The following is a 21,097-nucleotide window of genomic DNA, read 5'->3' on the forward strand; positions in this document are numbered from 1 at the left end:
CTGTTGTCGAAACACTGCACTCTGGACGCCCCACGCCCCGCGATCCCCAGTTCGGAGCGTGTCGGATCCCCAAGCGGGGCGTTCTGGCGACAAGCGCCCCGCTCATCTCACCGCCTCTTCCGGCCGAGGGGCCGCACAGCCGTCAGGGCCTGCTGACACCCGGCGGCGACCCGCTTTGCGATACTGCCGGCCCGGCACCGCCCGCACTGGCGGCGCCCTGACCCGACTTCCTCCAGCAAGCATGCGTTTCATCACCCTGAACCTCAACGGCATCCGGTCCGCCGCCAACAAGGGCCTGTTCGACTGGCTCCCTCCGCAGCAGGCGGACGTGGTGGGGGTGCAGGAGCTCAAGGCCCAGGCCGACGTGGTGGAGTCCCAGTTCGGCAGCTACGACCAGCTCACCGGCCACTTCCACTATGCGCAGAAGAAGGGCTATTCGGGGGTGGGCCTGTACACGCGGGAAACGCCCAGCGACGTGATCGTCGGCTTTGGCAGCGAAGAATTCGACAACGAAGGCCGCTGGATCGAAAAGCGCTTCGACAAACCCGGCCGCAAGCTCAGCCTGATCAGCTGCTATTTCCCCAGCGGCTCCAGCGGCGAGGACCGCCAGGCCGCGAAGTTCCGCTTTCTTGAAGCGATGTATCCCTACCTGATGGCCCTGCGCGCCGAGCGGGAGTTCATCCTGGTGGCGGACGTCAACATCGCCCACAAGGAAATCGACCTGCGCAACTGGAAGAGCAACCAGAAGAACAGCGGCTTCCTGCCGGAAGAGCGCGCCTGGATGACCCGGCTGCTGGAAGTGGAAACCGGTCTGGTGGACGTGTTCCGTCTGCTCAACGACAAGCCGGACCAATACACCTGGTGGAGCAACCGCGGCCAGGCCTGGGCCAAGAACGTGGGCTGGCGCCTGGACTATCACCTGGCCACGCCGGGCCTGGCGCACCTGGCGCGGCGCGAGTCGATCTATCTGGAGCAGCGATTCAGCGACCATGCGCCGCTGACGATTGACTACGACCTGACGATCTGAGGCTCTGACGATCTGGTGATATGACGCTGTGATGCCTTGAGGTGCTGAGGCCCTGTCGCTCCGAGGCGATCAGTCCTCCCCGGCCAACAGCTCCATGCCCAGCGACACGGCCCACTCCTCCCCCGGCGCCAGGGCCCGCTCGGCCCCGGAGGCGGTGAGTGCCGTCAAGGTCATCCACGGACGCTCCGGATGGCGCCGCAGGGTCAGCGACGGGAGGGCGCCGGCCAGCCGCAGGCGAATCTGGTGACCATCCGCCATGGCGAGCGTCGCCAACCCCCGCCAGTCGTCCAGCTGGATGCCGGTGCCGCGTGCGGGCCGGGGCATGCCGACCATGGATGGGTCCAGGGTGACATGGCTGCTGAAACCATCCGGCACCTGCAGGCGCAGGCCCATGCGCAGATCCAGCGGGTGGCGTCCCAGGTTGCGCAGCGCCACCGCGATTTCCAGCCGGCCCGGGCCGAGGCGGAACACCTGATGCGCCTGGTATCCCCTCTGCGGCCCGGACGGGTCCCGGTAGCCCTGCATCAAGGTCACGCAGCGCGGCGAGAGTTCGGTCAGTTGCCAGGGCGCATCCAGCGCTGACAGGCGGAAGTCGTCGGGGCGATCCTCCAAGGAGGCGCCGGCGGCGTCTGCGGAAGCGGCATCGCCCGGGGCCTCCAGCCACAGCCCGGCCCCGCCCACCAGCACATCCGCATGGCGCTCCACCTGCTTGAGCCAGTTGAAGCGGCGTCCGTGGTCCAGGGAGGTGAGCGACCGCAGCCGACCGCCTGCCTCCGGCGCCACCAGGGCACGCCAGCCTTCCACCTGCAATTCAATGTCGCGATCCACTTGCCTGCCCTCCCGTTCAAGGGCTGGAAGTATTTGCGCTTTTATTAAATCGTCCTTTGACGGGAACGGGTGTCCGCGCACGAAACCCGTCAGAAAAGGGACATCGGCCGCCGAAGGTGTTGCTCAAACGCCGGTGATCAGCGCGGCCACTCGTTCATCGGACAACCGGATCGGGGCCGCATGGCTGGGCAATAGCGCCACCACCGCATGCTCATCCCGGCTGCTGTCCCGCATCACCGGCATCTGCCGGGGTTCCCCCGCGGCATTGGTCAGGGCCGAGACCATCGGGCGATGGGCCTTGTCGCCGTTGCGGATCACCAGGCCCACTTCGCCGCTGGCCAGCCGCACCAGGCTGCCCGGCGGGAAGATGCCAAAGGCCTTGATGAGCGCCGCCGCCAGCGGGCTCTGCGCCCCCATCTGATGCAGTTCCCGGCCGGCCTGCTGTGCGCTCATCGCGGGGCGGCTGGCCCGGCTGCTCAGGCGGGCGGTGTAGATGTCGGCATAGCGCAGCATGGTGGCCAGCTCCCCCACATCGGTCAGCCCGTGGGGATAACCCGACCCATCCGGCACTTCATGGTGATGCAGCACGGCGTCGAGCCAGTCGGCATCCATCACGCCGGCCGCTTCCAGCATCTCGACGCTGCGGATCGGGTGTTCGTTGATCACTTCCCGCTGCATCGGCGTCAGCGGGGAGACCTGGCTGGAGAGCCGGGCCTGCAGGTCCAGCATGCCCAGGTTCATGGTGAGCGCGGCCTGGAAGGCGCGCCGCTGGTCGTCCTCCGACCAGCCCAGGTAACGCGCAGCTGCATGGCAGGCGGTCGCGGCATGCATCGAGTGGTTGATGCCGTAATGGCCGTTGCCGTTGCCGGGCTGCCGCACGATGTGGGCCAGGGCCATTTCCGGCGAGCAGTGGATCAGCGACAGCATCAGCTCGGTGGCGCCGTCCAGCGCCTCCACCAGCCGCTCCGGCGGCGCGGACAGCGCCTTGCGGACGTCCTGCATGCCGCGGTCCCATTCGGCGGGCAGCCGGGCCAGGCGGTCGGCCTGGCTCTCCTGACGAGTGGGCTTGACCGCCTCGGTCAGCTCGGTGATGTCCACCAGCGCGCCGCGCAGGAACAGCGCATTGAGCTGCTCGGCGTCCGCGATGATCTGTCCGCGCGCCAGCAGCAGCATGCGTTCGGAGTCCCGCACGCTGAACGGCAGCGGGTGGCCCAGAACGATGCGATTTTTGACGGAAGACAGGGAGCAGAAACGCATGAGAGGCGCTGATGAGGGGTCGCCGGGCCTGCAGCGGCAGTGCGGCTCAGGACTCTACATCGGCAGAATCCTCCCCCATCCGTAGCTCTGGCGTTCGCAAAGCGCGCAGTGGGCCTGCGCGAGCAGGACGTCACGGATCGTGTGGGTCCCTGGGCCTCACGCAGAGTCGCGGGGCTCCCGAAGATCCCGGACCTCCCGGACCTCAGTATGGCAGGCGCACGCCTCGCCATGGGCGGCCGCCACCAGTTCCTCCAGCACGCGGCAGGGATGGGTGTGGTGGTCTGCATCGCAGCGGTTCTGCAGGGCCACCAGTTGGGCTTCCAGGGCCTGCATGCTCTTGAGCCGCGCACGCACCTTGCCCAGTTGGGAGGCCACCAGACGGTCCACCTGGGCCAGTTCGGCCGGATCGCGGGTGTTCAGGCTGCCCAGCAGCACCGACACATCGGCCAGCGACATGTCCAGCGCCCGGCAGTGCCGGATGAAGGCCAGACGCTCCAGATGGTCCTGCGTGTAGGCGCGGTAGCCGTTGTCGCTGCGGGCCGGGGGTGGGAGCAGTCCGCTCTTTTCATAGAAGCGGATGGTGTCCACATCGACCCCGGTGGCCTGGCTGAGTGCTCCGATTCTCATGACGTCCAGCATAGCCGCTTGACCCTGGAGTGGCTCCAGCGTGTGAAATACCCCCATGGCATCCCATGACCACGATCAGGCCCTGAGCGGCCGCCCCAGCCCACCCACGCCGCAACAGAGCGACCAGTCGGACCGCCACCACGGCCACGGCCACGGCCACGGCCACGGCCACGGTCACGAGCACGAGCACGAGCACGAGCACGGGCACGAGCATGGGCATGGGCATGGGCATTCGCATAGTCATCGTCATGGCCACATTGACGGTCATGACCACAAGCACGAGCACGGTCATGCTCACGCCCATGCTCACACTCACGCGAGCGAGTCCGCCTGCTGCAGCCCGGGCGACCTGACCGCATCCCCGAAGGCGCCCGCCTTCACCGACGCCGAACTGGCCGGCACCACCCGCAACCGCTACTACATCGGCGGCATGGACTGCCCGACCGAGGAAGCCCTGCTGCGTCGCCGCCTGACCCAGGAGTCCGGCGTGGTGGCCTTGCAGTTCGACCTGATCAACCGCGTGATGGACGTCCATCACCGCCTGCCGGACGACGCCCCGCTGCGCGCCGCGATTGCCGACACCGGCATGACCGCCGAGCCGCTGGCCGACACCAGCCCGCCCCCGGCGCCGATGCCGGCGGTCAGCCGTTCCCTGCGCTGGCGCATGGCGGTGGCCGGCGTCGCGGCCATCACGGCCGAGGTCCTCGCATTTGCCGGCTGGCATGAGGCCGGACTCCCGGTGATCGCCCTGTCGGTCGCTGCCATGCTGCTGGGGGGACTGCCCACCTTGCGCAAGGGCTGGATCGCCCTGCGCAGCTTTACCCTCAACATCCACCTGCTGATGAGCCTGGCCGTCATCGGGGCCGTGGTGCTGGGCCAGTGGCCGGAGGCCGCGATGGTGGTCTGGCTGTTTGGCCTCTCGGAGATGATCGAGAGCCTGAGCCTGGCCCGGGCCCGCGATGCCATCCGCGCCCTGTCCCAGCTGGCGCCGGAAACGGCCTGGGTCAAGACTGACACAACGACCGATGGAAAGAGCGAGGGCCCCCACGCCGGCATGAACAGCGGCACGGCCGGCGGCGACCCGTTCACCCGCATCCCGGTGGAGCAGGTCCGCGCTGGCAGCATCCTGCGCGTGCCGCCCGGCGAGCGCGTGCCGCTGGACGGGCAGGTGCTGCAAGGCCGCTCCAGCCTCAATGAAGCCGCCCTCACCGGCGAAGCCATGCCGGTGGACAAGGCGCCCGGGGACCGCCTGCTGGCCGGCAGCGTCAACGGAGACGGCTTGCTGCTCATGCAGGTCACCTCGATCAAGGGGCAGACCTTGCTGGACCGCATGGCCCAGGCGGTCCAGCAGGCCCAGTCCCAGCGCGCGCCCAGCCAGGCCTTCATCGACCGCTTCGCCCGTGTGTACACCCCGGTGGTCGTGCTGGCGGCGCTGGCCCTGGCAGTGCTGCCGCCGCTGCTGGGCTTTGGCGACTGGCATGCCTGGCTCTACAAGGGCCTGGTGCTGCTGGTGATCGCCTGTCCGTGCGCGCTGGTGATCTCGACGCCGGTGACCATCGTCAGCGGCTTAGCCGCGGCTGCCCGGCGCGGCATCCTGATTAAAGGCGGGCTGTATCTGGAGAAGATGCGGCAGCTGCGCACCCTGGCCTTGGACAAAACCGGCACCCTGACGGAAGGACGCCCCGCCCTGGTGGCGGTCCACAGCTTCGATGCCGCCCTGAGCGAGGACGATGCCCTGCACCTGGCCGCGCGGCTGGATGCCGGCAGCGCCCACCCGCTGGCCCAGGCCATCGTGGCGGCGCAGGCCGAGCGGCTGCGCCGGCCGTTGGCGCCGGTGGACCACCTCCAGAACCAGCCCGGCCTGGGGATCACCGGTGAGATGGAAGGGCAGGCTTATGCGCTGGGCAATGAGCGCCTGGCCCGCCAGCATGCGACGGTGGAGGAGCCGGCACAGCGCGCCGCCGAGGCGCTGCAGGCCCAGGGTCACACACTGGCCTGGCTGCTGCGCGGCGGCCGTGTGATCGCCCTGCTGGCCCTGGCCGACACCCCGCGCCCGGCCGCCGCACCGACCCTGGCGCGACTGCGCGCGCAGGGGCTGGACCTGGTGATGCTCAGCGGCGACCACCGGGCCAGCGCCGAGGCCATGGCGACCCGCCTGGGCCTGCCGACGCAGGCCGTCCAGGCCCCGCTGCTGCCGCAGGACAAACTCGATGCCGTCGCCGCGCTGGCGGCCCGGGGGCCGGTGGGCATGGTGGGGGACGGCGTCAACGATGCGCCGGCCATGGCCCGCGCCGACGTCGCCATCGCCATGGGCGCGGCCGGCAGCGCCACGGCCCTGGAGACGGCCGACGTGGCGCTGATGGGCGACGACCTGACCCAGTTGCCGGTGCTGATCGACCTCTCGCACCGCACAGCCCGGGTGCTGACCCAGAACATCGTGCTGGCCCTGGGCCTGAAGGTCGTGGTGGCCGGACTCACGCTGGCCGGACTGGGCTCCTTGTGGCTGGCCGTGCTGGCCGATGCCGGCGCCAGCCTGCTGGTGGTGCTCAACGGCCTGCGCCTGTTGCGCGATCAGCGCCCATCCTGAATCGCGGCTTCCCCAACCGGGCGACCCTGACCTTTCTCACCTAGGGCCACTCCTAATACGGACGGGGCGGTGACGAACGGCCTTTCGCGGAGAATAGCGGGCCTGCCGCTGGTGACCTTCCGGGTCCCAGCGGCACCGTTCTTCTGATCCTTCACGGAGCGACGTTTGAACAAAATTCAAACCCCCGGAGTGCCGCATACCATCCTCGGCCAGCCGGATAGCCTGTTCGTCTTGTTCTTCACAGAAATGTGGGAACGGTTCTCCTATTACGGCATGCGTGCCCTGCTGGTCCTGTACCTCATCTCCGAGGCCTCCAAGGGCGGCTGGGGCTGGACCCGCGAATCGGCCACCAGCCTCTACGGCTGGTACACGATGCTGGTCTACCTGACCCCCATCCTGGGCGGCTATCTGGCGGACCGCCTGCTGGGCACCCGCCGGGCCGTGGTGCTGGGCGGTTTCATCATCGCCGCTGGCCACATTGCGCTGTTCTTCGACACCCGCGTGAGCTTCTTCCTGGGCCTGGGCCTGGTGATCATCGGCACCGGCCTGTTCAAGCCCAACATCTCGGCCATCGTCGGCCAGCTGTATGGCAAGGACAACGAAGGCGCACGGGACGGCGGCTACACCCTGTTCTACATGGGCGTGAATGCGGGCGCCTTCTTCGGCATTTCGCTGTGCGGCTACATCGGCGAGAAGATCTCCTGGCACTTTGGTTTCGGCCTGGCCGCGGTGTTCATGATCCTGGGCGCGCTGCAGTTCTACCTGGGCCAGGGCATCTTCGGCGACATCGGCGCTGCACCCGACAAGAAGCCGGCCCAGGCCGTGCAGGAAGCCGACGACACGCCGTCGAACGTCGTGCGTGACCGCCTGATCGCCATATGCGTGTTCTCGTTCTTCACCATCTTCTTCTGGTTCGCTTTCGAGCAGGCCGGCGGTTCGATGACCATCTTCGCGGCCGACTACACCGACCGCACCCTGGTGGGCACCAGCGGCACGATCTTCAAGATCGCCAACTCGCTGATGACGCTGATCCCGGTGGCCATCCTGAGTGCGCTGCTGATCCAGCTGATGCGTGGCACGGGCAAGCGCTACCTGAGCTCCAACCTGCTGCTGGTGCTGGCGCTGGGTCTGATCTGGGCGCTGGCGCTGTGGATGCTGGGCCGTGAGTTCGGCTTCGACCAGTCCGAGATTCCCGCCACCTGGTTCGGGGTGCTGAACTCCTTCTTCCTGGTGATCCTGGCGCCGATGTTCTCCAAGCTGTGGGCCCGTTACTGGAACCCGAGCGGTCCGGTGAAGTTCGGTCTGGGCCTGGTGCTGCTGGGGCTGGGCTTTGCGGCGCTGTCGTATGGCGCGTCGGGCATCCCCCAAGGCGCGAAGACGGCGCAGATCAGCATGGTCTACCTGACGCTGGCCTACCTGCTGCACACGATGGGTGAGCTGTGCCTGTCGCCGGTGGGTCTGTCCTACATCTCGAAGCTGGCGCCGGCCCGTCTGCTGGGCCTGATGTTCGGGGTCTGGTTCGTGAATGCGGCCATCGCCAACTTCCTGGCCGGCTTCACCGGCGGCTACATCGACAAGATCTCCGAGACCTACTCGATGTCGGTCTTCTTCCTGATCTTCACCGCCATCCCGATCGGTGCTGGCGTGCTGCTGATGCTGCTGAACCCCTGGATGAAGAAGCTGATGCACGGCGTGCGCTGAGCCCTCCGTCCCCTCCCTTCGCGTGCGGCATCTGCCGGCGCGGAGGCTCAAGAACCCGGCCGATGGCCGGGTTTTTCTTTTGTTTGCGCCTCAAGCTCTCGAACCGCGCGGTGCGGACGCGCATATCGGATGGTGTGGGAGGGTCGCAGCCTGTATGGCTGACTCCTATCCCGATCGGTCAGGGTCAAGCGTGGCAATCCCCCCAAGGGGCGTTGTCGCCTGGGAATGCCGGCGCGGAATGGCATGCATAGGCCATTTCTGAGCCCAGCACCGCTCCCTAGAGTTCGCGGCCAAGTGGCCCGCTGGCGCAATGGCTGGCGGGCCGTGGGATCAACCCACCAGCACGCGAGCCATGAACCGACTTCATTTCCGGATTGTTTTCAACAAGCGGCGCGGCCAGTTCATGGCGGCGGCGGAGACGGTGCGGTCTCGAGGGAAGGCGCCCGGGGAGAGCGGGGCGGTGGCGGCCGTGGCACGCGTGGCGCCGCAGGGCGCTCGTTGTGAGGCGGCTGTTGGTGGCGGTGGGCCGCCTGGTCCAGGGCTGAGGCTTTCGGTGACCGCCCTGGCGGTCGGTGGGGCGCTGGGAATGGCGCTCTTCGTGGCCGAACCGTTGGCGGCGCGCGCGGAGCCGTCGATGGCGACCCAGTCGCCTGGCAGCGGGCGCGGGGGAGCTCGGGGCGATGAAGCGTCGCAAGCGCGAGCCCGGGTCGAGCAGGCCATGAAGCAACTGCAGGCACGGTTGGGCGCAGTGCGGGACGGGGCGCGTAACGCGGCGGGGAACGTGGCAGCGTCCGCGGACTCTCGGGTGATTGCGGATCCCTCTGCCCCCGGATCTCAGCGGCCCACGGTGTTGACCGCACCGAATGGCACGACGCTGGTGAACATCCAGACCCCCAGCGTAGCGGGTGTGTCCCGCAACACCTACAGCCAGTTCGATGTCGGCGCGACAGGCGTCATTCTCAACAACTCACGGACGGACACGAGCACTCAGTTGGGAGGCTGGGTGCAGGGCAATCCTTGGCTGGGCAGAGGCGAGGCGCAGGTCATCCTCAACGAGGTCAACAGCAGCGCGCCCAGCCAGCCCCATGGCTACGTGGAGGTGGCGGGGCGCCGTGCAGAGGTGGTCATTGCGAACCCGAGTGGCATCCAGGTGGACGGCGGTGGGTTCATCAATGCAAGCAGCGCGACGCTGACGACGGGGACGCCTTGACCTCAGCAAGGTTCCGCACGGACATAAATTAAAGGTGAAATAATGAACTGGACTAAACTGTTGGATTATGAGTCAGAAAACCTTTTTGCCGGAACCGTTATTCGCGTCCCGACCATGCGGCACAGCGGAAATTGGTACTACGATTCGGTTGTGGATTTTTTGGTATTCGATGCTATTTCATATGAAGAGGGTTGTGGTCTCGGTTTGATTGTGATGTCGGGCCCAAAGGCGGGAAAGATAAACACGATACTGCCAGGCGTTTCATTGGCGAAAGGTGCGCAGGCAATTAGCAAGTCATGGCTGGTTAAGAATTGGAATGAATATTTTTATTCGGATGGAACTCCGGATCAGGCATGGGTGTCTATCGTGGAGTCGATAAATTCGTTGCCGGATGGGACAGTTTGGGAAATACCGGAAACTGAAAATGATGACTTTTCGCTCTGAATTAAAGCGCGCAGGGTTCGGCCGACTCAAAGTCGAAGTGCAACACAGCCAGTTCAAGGCCTCATCGGCGAAGGCCGTCCATGCGCTCATTCACGGGCGGCCCGAGGCAGACACGGTCGAACGTCCGGACATCGCATCGCATGACGCGGCCGTGCCGCAGGTCCCAGTGAAGGTGCAAGCTCCATCCGTCTCGGACTTCCTCGCGAAACAAACGACAGCCGGCAAGAACCCCTGACGAAGATCCCTTCGTAGCGGTCCAGTCCTCAAGCAGTCAGCCGAAACCTCCCCACCACCTGCGCCAGCCGCGCGGCCTGGTCCTTGAGCGACTCCGCCGCGGCCGCCGACTCTTCCACCAGCGCCGCGTTCTGCTGCGTCATGCCGTCCAACTGCGTCACCGCGGCATTCACCTCCGTCAGGCTCTGCGTCTGGTTGCCCACCGTGCCGGCAATCTCCCCGATCAGGCTGGACACTCGGTCCACCGCCTGAACCAGTTGCGCCATCGTGGCACCGGTGCTGCCGACGATGCGGCTGCCGCTTTCCACCTGCTCCACCGACGTGGTGATCAGCGCCTTGATCTCCCGCGCGGCCTGCGCACTGCGCTGCGCCAGCGTCCGCACCTCTGCCGCCACCACCGCAAAGCCCCGGCCTTGCTCACCGGCGCGAGCCGCTTCCACCGCGGCATTGAGCGCCAGGATGTTGGTCTGGAAGGCAATGCCGTCGATCACCCCAATGATGTCGGCGATGCGCCGCGACGACTGCTGGATGCCATCCATCGTCTGCACCACCTGCCCCACCATCTGCCCGCCCTGCTGGGCGACGCTGGCCGCCTCCGTCGCCAGCGAGCTGGCCTGCTGCGCCGAGGACACACTCTGCCGCGCCGCGTCCGTCAGCTGATGCATCGCGGCGGAGGTCTGCTCCAGGTTCGACGCCGTCTGCTCGGTGCGGGCCGACAGATCGGTGCTGCCCACTGCTACTTCGCGGCTGGCCTCGGCGATCTGGTCGGCGCTGTCCCGCACCGCCGACACCGACAGATGCAGCGCTTCCCGCATCCGGCCCAGCGACCGCAACAGATCCCCCAGCTCATCGCTGCGCGTGCTGACCGCCACGCCGGTCAGGTCCCCGTCGGCGATACGGTCGGCCGTATGCGAGGCCTCGCGCAGCGGATGCGTCAGGGATCGCGTCAACAGCCAGCCGATCACGGCGCCCAGACCGACCGCCACCGCCACCATGATCCAGATGGCCCACAACACCGATCGATAGCTGGCCTTGGCGTTTTCGTGCGCTTCCTGCGCGCCCAAGCCGTTGACCTTCACCAACTGGTTCAAGGTCTCGGTCGTCGGCCGGAACGCGGCCCGGGATTCACTGCGTTGCAGCGTCATGGCCTGATCCCGCTCGCCGGCGGCCATCAGCGCCACCAGCCGTTTCTGCACCTCCCGGTAGCGCTGGATCTGCTGCTGCAAGGTGTCGAACAAGCGCCGTTCCTCCGGGCTGCTGACGTTGGCGTCGTAGCGCTTGAGCAGGTCCGGCAGACGGGCCCATTGCGTGTCCAGGCGGGCGGATTCGTCCTTCAGCGCCTTGGCATCGCCGCCCAGCAGCATCTGCAGCTCGGCCCGTCGCATCTGGTTGAGCGACTCATTGATGTCGCCCAGCTGCTGGGTGCTGGGCAGCCAGTTGGTGGCCAGGTCCTCGACCTTGTCCTGCACCGTCCCCACCCGGCTCACGGAGAACACCCCCATGGCCAGCATCAGCAGCAGCAGGAGCGCAAATCCCAGCCCCAGCCGCACACCCACCCGCAAGTCCGACAGCATTCGCATCTTGACCCTCCCGAGTTGTGGGCAAAACCTACCACAGCGGCGTGCGATTGGCATCCACAACCCACCCGGCAAGAGCCGCGACAATGCACCAGCGCAGGGCAAACGCCGTCGCGCAGACCCCTTGACGGCAGATGTACGCTGAGAAGAGTTAAATTGACAGGTTTTCCGGCATTGAAGGGCTGGAGCGTTGGTCAAAGCAGGTGGGTCCTGCCACGACCGCGACCTCTGTGAACAGGTTAGAACCATGGCTGTAGTGAATCACTGTGAAAAGATCCCCTTGGGCGCCCAGGGCGCGCAGGAGTGGGAAGTGGTGCAGCTACCGTCCCCCATGGGTGACTTCCAGGCCCGGGCCTTCCGGAGCCCGTCCACCGGGTCGGAGCACCTGGTGCTGTCGGTGGGGCCGCTCAAGGCCCGCGGCGGCCTGCTGCGCCTGCACAGCGAATGCCTCACCGGCGACGTGTTCCAGTCCCTGCGCTGCGACTGCGGCCCGCAGCTGCATGCGGCCCTGGACCTGATCTCCAAGGAAGAAGGCGGCGTGATCATCTACATGCGCGGCCATGAAGGTCGCGGCATCGGCCTGGTGGAGAAGCTGCGCGCCTATGCGCTGCAGGAAGCCGGCGTGGACACCATCGACGCCAACCTGCAACTGGGTCATGCCGAGGACGCCCGCGACTATGCCGACGCCATCGACATCCTCTGCATGCTGGGCATCAGCAGCGTCCGGCTGATCACCAACAATCCGCAGAAGGTGGATGCGCTGGTCAAGGGCGGCATCGAGGTGGAAGCGCTGGTGCCCATCCGCATCGCCGCCAATCCGCACAACGAGCGGTATCTCGAGACCAAGCGCAAGCGCATGGGTCACTACCTGGAGTGAGGGCCCCCCGGTGGCGCCCGCGCCACATCCGGCAGCGTCCTGGGTCGATATGATCGCGGCCGTTGGTGCTCGCGTCCGGCCGTCCGGTCGGCGCAGTTCAACGGGAATCAGGAAGGGCCCCGGGACGCCTGCGCGTCGGCCCCAACCTGAGCTGCCCCCGCAACGGTAAGCAGACCGCGCAACCCGGGCCACCCTGGTTGTTGCGCCGCCGTCATCCATGGCCACTGGAGCCCTGCTCTGGGAAGGCCGCGACGGCGTCAGGTCCGCCAGCCCGGATACCGGCCAACAGGAGGCCCTGACGCATCCCAGGCGCAGGGCCATGTTCGCATTCGGCCGCGGGGAAGCGGCCACCGTGCGCCTTGCTGTACTCCTTCGCTGCATGACTCATCCCACCCTGCGCGCGCTGCCGCGTGCCCTTGCCTCGTCCCTGCTGGTCTCGGCCGCCTTGCCACTGGCCGTGCCGGTCGCTTTCCAGGCCCTGGCCCAGACGGCCGGAGCCTCCGCGGCCAATGCGCTGGCCCCCGTTGTCGTGGTGGGCACCCGTGAAGCCCAGCCGCTGAAGGACAGCGTGGCCGACGTCGTGCTGATCGATGCGCAGACCCTGCGCGATGGCGGCTTTGATTCGGTCGAGGAGGCGCTGCGTCGCCAGGCCGGCCTGCAGATCACCCGCAACGGCGGTCCCGGCCAGACCACCGGTTATCAGCTGCGGGGCACGGGCACCAGCAGCACGGTGGTGATGATCGACGGCGTGCGCGTCGGCTCGGCCACCCTGGGCCAGGCCGCCTTCGAATCGATGAGCCTGAGCGAGATCGACCACATCGAGGTGCTGCGCGGTCCGGCCTCCGGCCTGTACGGGGCGGATGCCGTCGGCGGTGTCATCCAGATCTTCACCCGCAAGGGACAGGGGCCGCTGAACCTGACGGGCCATGTGGCCGTGGGTGACTACCGCTCGAGCGAGGCCGACCTGGCCGTCACCGGCGCCCAGGGCGGCTTCGACTATGCCGCCAGCCTCAGCCATGACCGCTCCCGCGGCGTCTCGGCGGTACGCCCCGGTGACGCGAACGGCACCTACAACCCGGACGACGACGGCTTCCGACGCACCGTGGCCAGCGCCCGCCTGGGCTTTACCCCGGCCGCGGGCCACCGCATCGGCGTGAGCGCCACCCAGAGCCGTCTGAACGCCCAGTACGACGGCGCGCAGTACGCCGCGCCGGACTTCCTGCCGGACAGCACGCCGGACTTCCGCAACCATCTGGTCACCCGCCAGGTCGCGGCCGACTACCGCGGCGTCATCAGCCCGTTGTGGACCACGACCGTGCAACTGGCCCGCAACACCGACGACCTGCGCAGCGGCGCCACCGAGCTGGCCCGCTTCGAGACCGACCGCAACCAGTTGACCTGGCAGAACGCGCTGCGACTGAGCGAAGGCCAGCAGGTGGTGCTGGGGTATGAACGCGTGGCCGAGACGGTGGAAGGCGACGTCTATGCAGACGCTCCCAAGCGCACCAACAACGGTTACTTCGCCGGCTACACCGGGGCCTTCGGTCCGGCGTCGCTGGAAGCCAGCCTGCGCAGCGACCACAATTCCGCTTACGGCACACACACCACCGGTGGTCTGGGCGCCAGCTACGCGCTGACCTCCACCCTCAGGCTGCGCGCGCTGGCCGGCACCAGCTTCCGCGCCCCCACTTTCAACGACCTCTACTACCCGGATTACGGCGTGGCCACGCTGCGGCCGGAACAGGGCCGCAGCATCGAACTGGGTGTGAACTGGACCTCCGGCGTGAGCAGCGCCTCGGCGACGGTCTACCGCAACAAGGTACGCAACCTGATCGGCAACGACCCGAACGCCTCCGGCACCTCTTGCCCGCCGGGTTACTTCTTCGGCTGCGCGAGCAATGTGTCCCGCGCGCTGATCAAGGGCGTGAGCTTGCTGGGTGCGCATCGCATCGGCGATCTGAGCCTGCAGGCCACGGTCGACTTCCTCGATGCCCGCGACCAGCTCACCGGCGCCCGCCTGCCGCGTCGCGCCGCGCATCAGGAAAGCGTCTCGGTGGACTACAACCCGGGCGTGTGGAGCATCGGCGCCACGCTGACCGATGTGGGCGCGCGTCCCGACCTGGTGCAGCCGCTGGGCGACTATGCCCTGCTGGACCTCCGTGCCACCTGGCGCTTCCTGCCGCAGTGGCGCCTGGAGACACGTCTGCTCAACGCCACCGACCGTGATGTGCAGCCGGTGCGGGACTACCAGGGCCTGGGCCGCCAGATCTGGGTGGGCCTTCGCTACGACATGAAGGGCTTCTGAGGTCTGGGCCGGGCCGGGTCAGGGTCCGGCTCAGGATCCCGACGAGGGGCCGCGACTGGCCAGCAGCGCCGCCTCGACCCGGCTGCGCACCTGCAGCTTCTGCAGGATGTTGGTGACGTAATGCTTGATGGTCTTCTCGGCCAAATGCAGCTCGTCCCCGATCTCCCGGTTGGTGCGGCCCAGCCCGATCAGCGAGAGGATGGTGCGCTCGCGGTCGGTGAGCTCCTGCAGCGGGTCCGGCGCCTTGCGCTGGGTGAGTGACACCAGCATCTCGGCCGCGATGGACGGCGAGACATAGACCTCCCCGTCCACCGCCGCCCGCAGTACCTGCGCCAGCTCGCGGGCGGACACCCCCTTGAGCACATAGCCGCGGGCACCGGCCTTGAGGGCGGCCAGCAGCTTGTCCTTGTCCTCGGACGAGGTCAGCATCACGATCACCGTGGCCGGGCAGGCCATGGCGATGCGCTCGGCCGTCACGATGCCATTCCAGCCCGGCATGCTGATGTCCAGCAGCACGACGGTCGGCAGCAGGGCCTGGGCCAGCATCAGCGCTTCCTCGCCGCTGGCGGTCTCCCCGACCACGCGAAAACCCGGCTCCTGGCCCAGCGAATGCACCACGCCCTGGCGGAACATCGGATGGTCATCGACCACCAGCACCTCGATCACTTCATTCATCGTCCCGACTCCAGTCCCACCTTGCTGGCAGAGTCCGCCTCCGGCTCCGTCAACGGCAGCGACACCCGCATCGCGGTGCCCTGCCCCTGGGTGCTGCGCAGATCAAAACGCCCGCCCAGCGACTCCACCCGCTGCCGCATGCCGCTCAGGCCCAGGCGCCCGCTGGCCAGCGCGACCTGGAGGTCGAACCCCGGCCCGCGATCGTTCACCTCGATCACCACGCTGCGCGCATCGGCCCCCACCATCACCTGACAGCGGCTGCCCCGCGCATGTCGCCAGACATTGGCCAGCGATTCCTGCAGCAGACGGTAGACCGTGGTCTTGATGCGTCCCGGCACCCGCAGGTCGGGCGCCACCGCGCAACTCAGCTGCACCTCCTGGCGGGTCTTGCCGACGAAGTCGCGCACCACCCGCTCGGCCACTTCATCGAGCGCCAAGGGCTCGATGTCCGGCAGTTCCAGATTGGCGGCGATGGCGCGCAGATCGGCCATGGCGGCCTCCACGGCCTGGCTGATGCGGGCCACGTCCTGCGCGCCCGGCTGGGGCACGGCGCTGGCGGCAGCCGGTGCTTCCATCAGGCGGTCCTGCAGATTGCGCAACTGCATCAGCGCAAAACCCAGATCCTGGCAGGGCCCGTCATGCACGCTGGCCGAGATCCGCTGCAGCAGGGCCTCGTTCACCACCACCGCTTCCTGGGCGGCTGAGCGCACCCGCTCATGCAGCTCGCGGTTCTGGCGGTTCAGTTCGGTCAGCCGGCGCACCTGCGCACTGAGTGCACCGCGCTGCGCGGCAATCAGCCCGCTGCCGCGCCGCACCAGCACAAACAGCAGCAGGTAGGTGGCCAGCATGGCGCCCGCCACCACCCCCCAGCTGCGTCGCTGCGCGGCACCGGCTTCGCGATCGACCTCGTCGGGCAACTGATAGAACTCGGCAATGGCGCCGATGCGCCCACGGTCGGAGGTGTGGATCGGCGTGTAAGTCTCGATCATGCGCTCCAGCGGCTGGCCGTGATCGGTCTGCGCCTGGCCGCGCCGCACACTCACCTCCGAGAAGATGCTGCCGGCCACTGCCGCCTCCAGCCCTTCGTCGATGTCCAGTTTCTGGCCCACGCCCTGCCCGTCGCTGGAGAACAGCACCGTGCCGTCCGGCCGCCAGATGCGCAGCGCCACGATGCGACGAGCCCATTCGGCGTCGGTGATCATCTCGAAGAGCGCACGGGCCTCGGCCTCGGTCAGATCGCCGCGCTCATCGACCTGCTGCAGTTGCGGCGCAATGAAGCCGTCCACATACAAGGCCGTGTCCGCGCCGATGCGGTGCACCACGCTGTCATGCACCTGGCGACCGACCCACCCGCCCAGCAGCACGGTGGTGGCCAGCAGGATCGGAAAACTGAGCAGAAGAAACTGCTGGGACAGCGACAGCCGCCAACGCGCCGGATTCATGCCGGTCACTGTAACAGTCGGTATGCCCCGTCGCCATGGACCAAAGTCCCGACCGATCGCGACCATCGGCCGCCTCAAGTCCCGACCTGTGCCCCTGCCGGTGCGGCGTCGCGGTTCCTAGGATGCAGGCTCTTCTCTTATTCACCGTCCTTTCATTCACAGGCAGGCGGCCCTTCTCCTGGCCGCCATGGAGCATCCCATGCTGAATCGTTCATCATTGTTCACCGCCGCGCGCCACTGCGCGGTCCAGGCCCCCCGCGCGCTGCTGCTGGGCATGGCGCTTGTGCTGTCCGTCGGCGCGGCGCAGGCGGCCTCCTCCAAGGGCTGCGAAGGCGGCGGCTTCCGGGTGCTGGGCCTGAGCGGGTCCGTCAGCACCACCGTGCCGGCCGCGCAGGTCGGCAGCAGCTTCCTGGTGCAAGGCAAATACGTGCAGTTCGAAGTCGATGCCGCCAGCTTTGGCATCCGCAACTATGTACTCACCGGTGCGGCCAATGCGCTGGACATGACCGGCGGCGTGCCCACCCCGGTCTTTGCCGCCAAGATGCCGGACCACCGCGGCGCCACCCTCACCAGCGGCGTGGATGTGGACCTGAAGGACACCAGCATCGAGCTGATGCGCGAGGGCGCCCAGGTGACGATGAAGCTGCAGGCCAAGGACTGCGCCAACGGCGGCGTGTTCCAGATGGAAGTGGCCCGCGCCGACGGCACCTCCACCGTGTTCACCCACACGCTGGCGACGCATCCGAGCAACCCCAGCCTCAACGCCTTCTACTTCGACAACCGCAAGTTCCGGGACCGGGAAGGCGATGCCGTGCCTTACAAGGACACGACCGTGGTGGTGACGCCGCGCGTGAATTTCGGCAACGACTATTCGGCCCGCTTTGTCGGCCGTGACAGCCCGCAGGTGGCCACCCGCCTGTCCGACGCCAACTGCGTGAATCGCATCGTCAAGCGGGACGGCTCGCTGGCGACGGTGTCGCACTGCGGCCTGACGTCCCGCTGGGACGTGTCCAGCGGCGGCCGCATGGGCATGGTGTTTGGCGAGGACGCGACCGAGGTCGCGCCGCCCGCCACCATTTGCACTCACAAGTGTCAGGCGCAGAACCAGGTGAAGGGCCAATCCACCGTGCTGGGTGCACCGTTCCCGGTGGCACCGGCGGACCGTCTGGCACCGCGGCTGTAAGCAGGCCATGCGGGGGCGGGCTTTTGGTGCAACACCACCCAAAGACCGCCCCCAAACTTCGGGGCAAGCCATGGCTGGAAAATGGGGCTAATCCGGCAAGTTCAGTAGAACTAAGTCATTGTCGATATTGATGTTTTTATCTACAAATGACAGATGTTCTACACTACCTCCACCGACAGATTTTGCGCCATCGATAGGGCATCCGCCATGAAGCTTGAAGAACGACTGATCAGGTCCGTCAAGATGCGGGCAGGCAACGTCATCCTCAGGTCAGACCTTGCATCGCTGGGAAGCGCATCGCAGCTTTCCGAAGCACTCCGGGCGCTTCAAAGACGCGGCTTGCTGGTGCGCATTGGCACCGGCATTTACGCCAAGACACGGGTCAGTTCCATCACGGGCGCAGTCGTCCCTGCTGGGTCACTGGAATCGCTGTCCCAGGAAGCCCTCCAGCGGCTGGGCGTCACCGTATCGGCGAGCAGTGCCGCCGCAGCCTATAACGACGGCGGCACTACCCAGATTCCTGGCAAGTTGGTGGTCAACACCGGCAAACGGCGGATTCAGCGCAAGATTGCAGTCGGTGGACGCCGTCTTGTCTATGAAAACGATTACACCCGAGCAGCGACGAGCGCTGGAAGATCTCTCCGCTGAAGGTCTGCTGGGCGGATTGCCTGTGCAGGTTGCAGAGAAGGACATCCACGTCACCGACCTGCTGGAGGCATTGAGCCATTTGTCGGTCTCGCATGGTCATTTCAAGGGCCTGTCGAAGGACGAGACCGTTCGCGTGGATGACGGAATTCAGCTGGTCTTCGCCGGTGGGACCTGTCTCTCGAAAGCGCACCGCATGATCTCGCGCATGTCGGAGGACATCGATCTCAAGGTCATCCTGTCCGAGCCCCGCTCGGAATTGAAGCAGAACGTAGGGCCGCGGGCTCGCCTCAGGGCCCTTCACTCCGCTATCGAGAGCTTGCTGCATGACTTGGGATTCGAATTGCTTCCGGGTACGCCACAACGGCCCAATCCGCACATTCGCGACAACCACCGCTACTACGCGATCAATGCGAAGTATCACAATGAAGGATCGGTGGTGGGAGTCCTTCGCCCCGAGTTGAAACTCGAAGTCATTCATCGACACCCACGACTTGAAGTGACGCCTTTGAGCTTTGGCTACTTGTACGAAACCCTGGCCAGCGCTCCCTCAACGAAGGAAGTGACGATCCCATGCATTCATGTGGCGGAAACCTTGGCGGAGAAGGTGCTCTCGCTTCTCCGACGATGCCACTGGAAGTGGTCCGGCTTCCAGGAAGACGCATTGGACCCCTCCCTGGTGAGGCATGTGTATGACGTCCATCGAATCCTGACGCTACAACCGGAGCAGCTGGCGCTTTCGTGCACGGTGTTCAAAGCTCTGGTTGAAGGAGACGCCGCAGAATTCTCCGGGCGTGACCCTCGATTCGAAGCAGACCCTCGAATGGCGCTGACCGACGTGCTGGAAAAGGCGAGGCGCAGCGACCAACTCCGCACCAACTACGGGGAGAAGGTGGTTCCCTTGATTCACGAAGGCCACGAGGTGGACTACTCGACCGCCTTTGAGTCGTTCGAGCGGGCGGCCAGCATGCTTGTTGAGCAACTCTGAACCGGCCCGCCTCTTGAATCCACGCCCCCGAAGGGGCTGCTCGTCGCCAGCGCCGCGCTCAGCGCTCCTTGACCAACGACGCCCCCACGGTGGACGCGCTGGTGCCATCCCCCAACAGGAACACCGTGTAGACGCCCTGCGCCAGGATGTCGGTGTCGGCCTGGGTGAACAGCGGCGTGGACGACGCCGTCGAATTCACTGTCAGCAGCGAATCGGTCGTGGCCGTCAACTGGACCGGCGTGGAGGCCGTCCCCGGGAGCACGCCGGATGCCTTCGTCGAGTAATCCAGGAACAGCGACATCTCCGTGCTGTTGTTGCTCAGGCCGTTGAACAGGCGGATCTTGGCGTAGGTGGAGCTGGTCGGCAGCTTGTTGTCGTCGGTGATCAGCTTCACCGTGGGAGCGGCCGCATCCCCGTAGACCACCATGGTGTAGTCATACCCGGCGACCAGGGTGCCGGCATCGGCCGACACCGCATTGCCGTTGACGGCAAGGCTCAGGCTCGGCGTGCCGGCGGTCACCTTCACGTAGCCACCGATGGCCGGTGACGTGCTGGTGGACAGCAGCTGCGTGCCGCCCAGCGAGGCCGTCACCGTCCCGCTGGTCAGGCCCGAGATGACGCGCACTCGCGAATAGGTGTTGGGCAGGTTGGTCAGCGTCCCCTTCTGCACCAGCTGCATGCCGTTGACCAGCAGGCCGCCATTGGAGCCGGTCAGGATGAGGGTCGACACGCCCTTGTCCGGCAGCGTGATGGACGGGATCTCCAGACGCACATCCGAAGTTTCGCTGGCGGCGGTGACCACCAGTCGGAAGGTGCCCGACTTGATCGACAAATACCCCGAACCGGATCCACTGGCCACGCTGCTGGCCAGGGTGGCCGCACCGCTGAGGTCGGTGTCGGAGGTGGCGGTTTCGTAGATGTCCAGGGCACCGGCGTCCGGCGCCAGGTTCAGGATTTGCAGCTTGCTCTTGCCGCTGTCCGGGGTGTCTTCGGTTTCGGTGATCAGCGTGCTCTTGACCGAGCCGCTGACGCCGTAGGCAATCAGCGTGTACTTGTTGCTGGTGCTCAGGGTCGGCGTGGTGGAGACCAGGGTCGCGCCGCTGGTGGCGTTCTGCACTTCCAGCAGGGAGTCGTCTGTGGCGACACCTTCATAATCCCCCACGGCGGCATACGCCACACCGCTGGTGACCACCTTCTCGTCGTCCCCCACGGCCAGATCCAGCGACGCCACACCGATGCTCGCATTGAGCAGGCGCACCTGCGCCTTGTCGTCACTACCGCCGCCACAGCCGGCCACCAGGGCCAGGGTGGCCACCAGGCTCAGGCCCAATGCCGAACCCTTTGCCACACCCTTTGCCAAACGCTTGAATCGCATGTTCCAACTCCATGAAATGACTCATGGATTGGAGAGGCGCGGTGTTTCCCGCTTTCGTGCGCTGCATGGCGGGCGTGTCCGGGACGTGTCCATTCCGACATGTTGTGCGCCGACG

Annotated in this window: 17 protein-coding genes, 2 pseudogenes and 1 riboswitch; of the genes and pseudogenes, 12 read left to right on the forward strand and 7 right to left on the reverse strand. The window is 66.7% G+C overall.

Annotated elements, in window-relative coordinates:
* Nucleotides 1–241 precede the first annotated feature (241 nt).
* Entirely contained in the window at nucleotides 242–1,027 is a 786-nt protein-coding gene (locus DES44_RS19390) for an exodeoxyribonuclease III (protein ID WP_058936982.1), read from the forward strand.
* A gap of 69 nt (nucleotides 1,028–1,096) precedes the next feature.
* On the opposite strand, the gene DES44_RS19395 is transcribed toward DES44_RS19390, so the two are convergent.
* From DES44_RS19395 to DES44_RS19405, 3 genes are all read right to left on the reverse strand, one after another.
* Nucleotides 1,097–1,855: an aldose epimerase family protein gene (locus DES44_RS19395; RefSeq protein ID WP_058936983.1), complete on the reverse strand. Its 759-nt coding sequence runs from the start codon at nucleotides 1,853–1,855 to the stop codon at nucleotides 1,097–1,099.
* Nucleotides 1,856–1,978: 123 nt separating this feature from the next.
* Nucleotides 1,979–3,112, reverse strand: coding sequence for an HD-GYP domain-containing protein (locus tag DES44_RS19400; protein ID WP_058936984.1), 1,134 nt, complete (start codon nucleotides 3,110–3,112; stop codon nucleotides 1,979–1,981).
* Between the two features lie 156 nt (nucleotides 3,113–3,268).
* Nucleotides 3,269–3,739: a Cd(II)/Pb(II)-responsive transcriptional regulator gene (locus DES44_RS19405; RefSeq protein WP_058937680.1), complete on the reverse strand. Its 471-nt coding sequence runs from the start codon at nucleotides 3,737–3,739 to the stop codon at nucleotides 3,269–3,271.
* Between the two features lie 55 nt (nucleotides 3,740–3,794).
* Between DES44_RS19405 and DES44_RS19410 the strand changes: the two genes are divergently transcribed.
* The 6 genes and pseudogenes from DES44_RS19410 to DES44_RS24745 all read left to right on the forward strand — a co-directional run bounded on the left by DES44_RS19410 (nucleotide 3,795) and on the right by DES44_RS24745 (nucleotide 9,916).
* The gene (locus DES44_RS19410) at nucleotides 3,795–6,326 is read left to right on the forward strand and encodes a heavy metal translocating P-type ATPase (RefSeq protein ID WP_058936985.1); all 2,532 of its coding nucleotides are present in this window, start codon (nucleotides 3,795–3,797) and stop codon (nucleotides 6,324–6,326) included.
* A gap of 165 nt (nucleotides 6,327–6,491) precedes the next feature.
* Nucleotides 6,492–8,027 carry a peptide MFS transporter gene (locus DES44_RS19415; protein WP_058936986.1) on the forward strand — a complete coding sequence of 512 codons (1,536 nt, stop codon included), beginning with the start codon at nucleotides 6,492–6,494 and terminating at the stop codon, nucleotides 8,025–8,027.
* Between the two features lie 352 nt (nucleotides 8,028–8,379).
* Nucleotides 8,380–8,496: pseudogene (locus DES44_RS26080) on the forward strand (ESPR domain-containing protein); the annotation flags it as partial.
* Between the two features lie 339 nt (nucleotides 8,497–8,835).
* Nucleotides 8,836–9,234 (forward strand): annotated as a pseudogene (locus tag DES44_RS26085) (two-partner secretion domain-containing protein); the annotation flags it as partial.
* Nucleotides 9,235–9,279: 45 nt separating this feature from the next.
* Entirely contained in the window at nucleotides 9,280–9,681 is a 402-nt protein-coding gene (gene imm45 / locus DES44_RS19425; RefSeq protein ID WP_116001784.1) for an Imm45 family immunity protein, read from the forward strand.
* The gene (locus DES44_RS24745) at nucleotides 9,662–9,916 is read left to right on the forward strand and encodes a hypothetical protein (protein WP_147307145.1); all 255 of its coding nucleotides are present in this window, start codon (nucleotides 9,662–9,664) and stop codon (nucleotides 9,914–9,916) included. The genes imm45 and DES44_RS24745 overlap by 20 nt, the downstream gene beginning before the upstream one ends.
* Before the next feature lie 28 nt (nucleotides 9,917–9,944).
* Here DES44_RS24745 and DES44_RS26030 read toward each other — a convergent pair whose 3' ends face one another.
* Nucleotides 9,945–11,495 carry a methyl-accepting chemotaxis protein gene (locus DES44_RS26030; protein ID WP_269465240.1) on the reverse strand — a complete coding sequence of 517 codons (1,551 nt, stop codon included), beginning with the start codon at nucleotides 11,493–11,495 and terminating at the stop codon, nucleotides 9,945–9,947.
* A 244-nt stretch (nucleotides 11,496–11,739) separates the two neighbouring features.
* On the opposite strand from DES44_RS26030, the gene ribA reads away from it, so the two are divergent.
* Both ribA and DES44_RS19440 read left to right on the forward strand, forming a co-directional pair.
* Nucleotides 11,740–12,369 (forward strand): GTP cyclohydrolase II, encoded by a 630-nt coding sequence (gene ribA, locus DES44_RS19435; RefSeq protein WP_058936989.1) that lies wholly within the window; start codon nucleotides 11,740–11,742, stop codon nucleotides 12,367–12,369.
* 46 nt (nucleotides 12,370–12,415) lie between these two features.
* Nucleotides 12,416–12,670: riboswitch (cobalamin riboswitch) on the forward strand.
* 78 nt (nucleotides 12,671–12,748) lie between these two features.
* Complete coding sequence (locus tag DES44_RS19440; RefSeq protein ID WP_147307146.1) at nucleotides 12,749–14,674, forward strand: TonB-dependent receptor domain-containing protein; 1,926 nt, start codon at nucleotides 12,749–12,751, stop codon at nucleotides 14,672–14,674.
* Between the two features lie 30 nt (nucleotides 14,675–14,704).
* Here DES44_RS19440 and DES44_RS19445 read toward each other — a convergent pair whose 3' ends face one another.
* Together DES44_RS19445 and DES44_RS19450 are read right to left on the reverse strand one after the other, a co-directional pair.
* On the reverse strand, nucleotides 14,705–15,349 hold the full coding sequence (locus tag DES44_RS19445) for a response regulator (protein ID WP_058936991.1): 645 nt from the start codon (nucleotides 15,347–15,349) through the stop codon (nucleotides 14,705–14,707).
* Complete coding sequence (locus DES44_RS19450) at nucleotides 15,346–16,791, reverse strand: sensor histidine kinase (protein WP_058936992.1); 1,446 nt, start codon at nucleotides 16,789–16,791, stop codon at nucleotides 15,346–15,348. The genes DES44_RS19445 and DES44_RS19450 overlap by 4 nt, the downstream gene beginning before the upstream one ends.
* A gap of 199 nt (nucleotides 16,792–16,990) precedes the next feature.
* On the opposite strand from DES44_RS19450, the gene DES44_RS19455 reads away from it, so the two are divergent.
* The 3 genes from DES44_RS19455 (at nucleotide 16,991) to DES44_RS19465 (ending at nucleotide 19,607) form a co-directional block, all read left to right on the forward strand.
* Nucleotides 16,991–17,974: a hypothetical protein gene (locus DES44_RS19455; RefSeq protein WP_198164863.1), complete on the forward strand. Its 984-nt coding sequence runs from the start codon at nucleotides 16,991–16,993 to the stop codon at nucleotides 17,972–17,974.
* 207 nt (nucleotides 17,975–18,181) lie between these two features.
* Nucleotides 18,182–18,622, forward strand: coding sequence for a DUF6088 family protein (locus DES44_RS19460; RefSeq protein ID WP_211326943.1), 441 nt, complete (start codon nucleotides 18,182–18,184; stop codon nucleotides 18,620–18,622).
* The gene (locus DES44_RS19465; protein ID WP_083525949.1) at nucleotides 18,570–19,607 is read left to right on the forward strand and encodes a nucleotidyl transferase AbiEii/AbiGii toxin family protein; all 1,038 of its coding nucleotides are present in this window, start codon (nucleotides 18,570–18,572) and stop codon (nucleotides 19,605–19,607) included. The genes DES44_RS19460 and DES44_RS19465 overlap by 53 nt, the downstream gene beginning before the upstream one ends.
* A 58-nt stretch (nucleotides 19,608–19,665) precedes the next feature.
* On the opposite strand, the gene DES44_RS19470 is transcribed toward DES44_RS19465, so the two are convergent.
* The gene (locus DES44_RS19470; protein WP_058936995.1) at nucleotides 19,666–20,982 is read right to left on the reverse strand and encodes a DUF4397 domain-containing protein; all 1,317 of its coding nucleotides are present in this window, start codon (nucleotides 20,980–20,982) and stop codon (nucleotides 19,666–19,668) included.
* Nucleotides 20,983–21,097 lie beyond the last annotated feature (115 nt).

This window comes from Roseateles depolymerans (genome assembly GCF_003387155.1).
GTDB classification, from domain to species: Bacteria; Pseudomonadota; Gammaproteobacteria; order Burkholderiales; family Burkholderiaceae_C; genus Roseateles; species Roseateles depolymerans.

Coding starts and splice junctions, on each gene's coding strand:
- DES44_RS19455 (WP_198164863.1), top strand. CDS start 16,991: ATGCTGAATCGTTCATCATTGTTCACCGCCGCGCGCCACTGCGCGGTC.
- DES44_RS19400 (WP_058936984.1), bottom strand. CDS start 3,112: ATGCGTTTCTGCTCCCTGTCTTCCGTCAAAAATCGCATCGTTCTGGGC.
- DES44_RS19465 (WP_083525949.1), top strand. CDS start 18,570: ATGAAAACGATTACACCCGAGCAGCGACGAGCGCTGGAAGATCTCTCC.
- DES44_RS26030 (WP_269465240.1), bottom strand. CDS start 11,495: ATGCGAATGCTGTCGGACTTGCGGGTGGGTGTGCGGCTGGGGCTGGGA.
- DES44_RS19460 (WP_211326943.1), top strand. CDS start 18,182: ATGAAGCTTGAAGAACGACTGATCAGGTCCGTCAAGATGCGGGCAGGC.
- DES44_RS19405 (WP_058937680.1), bottom strand. CDS start 3,739: ATGAGAATCGGAGCACTCAGCCAGGCCACCGGGGTCGATGTGGACACC.
- DES44_RS24745 (WP_147307145.1), top strand. CDS start 9,662: ATGATGACTTTTCGCTCTGAATTAAAGCGCGCAGGGTTCGGCCGACTC.
- DES44_RS19440 (WP_147307146.1), top strand. CDS start 12,749: ATGACTCATCCCACCCTGCGCGCGCTGCCGCGTGCCCTTGCCTCGTCC.
- DES44_RS19470 (WP_058936995.1), bottom strand. CDS start 20,982: ATGCGATTCAAGCGTTTGGCAAAGGGTGTGGCAAAGGGTTCGGCATTG.
- DES44_RS19390 (WP_058936982.1), top strand. CDS start 242: ATGCGTTTCATCACCCTGAACCTCAACGGCATCCGGTCCGCCGCCAAC.
- DES44_RS19410 (WP_058936985.1), top strand. CDS start 3,795: ATGGCATCCCATGACCACGATCAGGCCCTGAGCGGCCGCCCCAGCCCA.
- ribA (WP_058936989.1), top strand. CDS start 11,740: ATGGCTGTAGTGAATCACTGTGAAAAGATCCCCTTGGGCGCCCAGGGC.
- DES44_RS19450 (WP_058936992.1), bottom strand. CDS start 16,791: ATGAATCCGGCGCGTTGGCGGCTGTCGCTGTCCCAGCAGTTTCTTCTG.
- imm45 (WP_116001784.1), top strand. CDS start 9,280: ATGAACTGGACTAAACTGTTGGATTATGAGTCAGAAAACCTTTTTGCC.
- DES44_RS19445 (WP_058936991.1), bottom strand. CDS start 15,349: ATGAATGAAGTGATCGAGGTGCTGGTGGTCGATGACCATCCGATGTTC.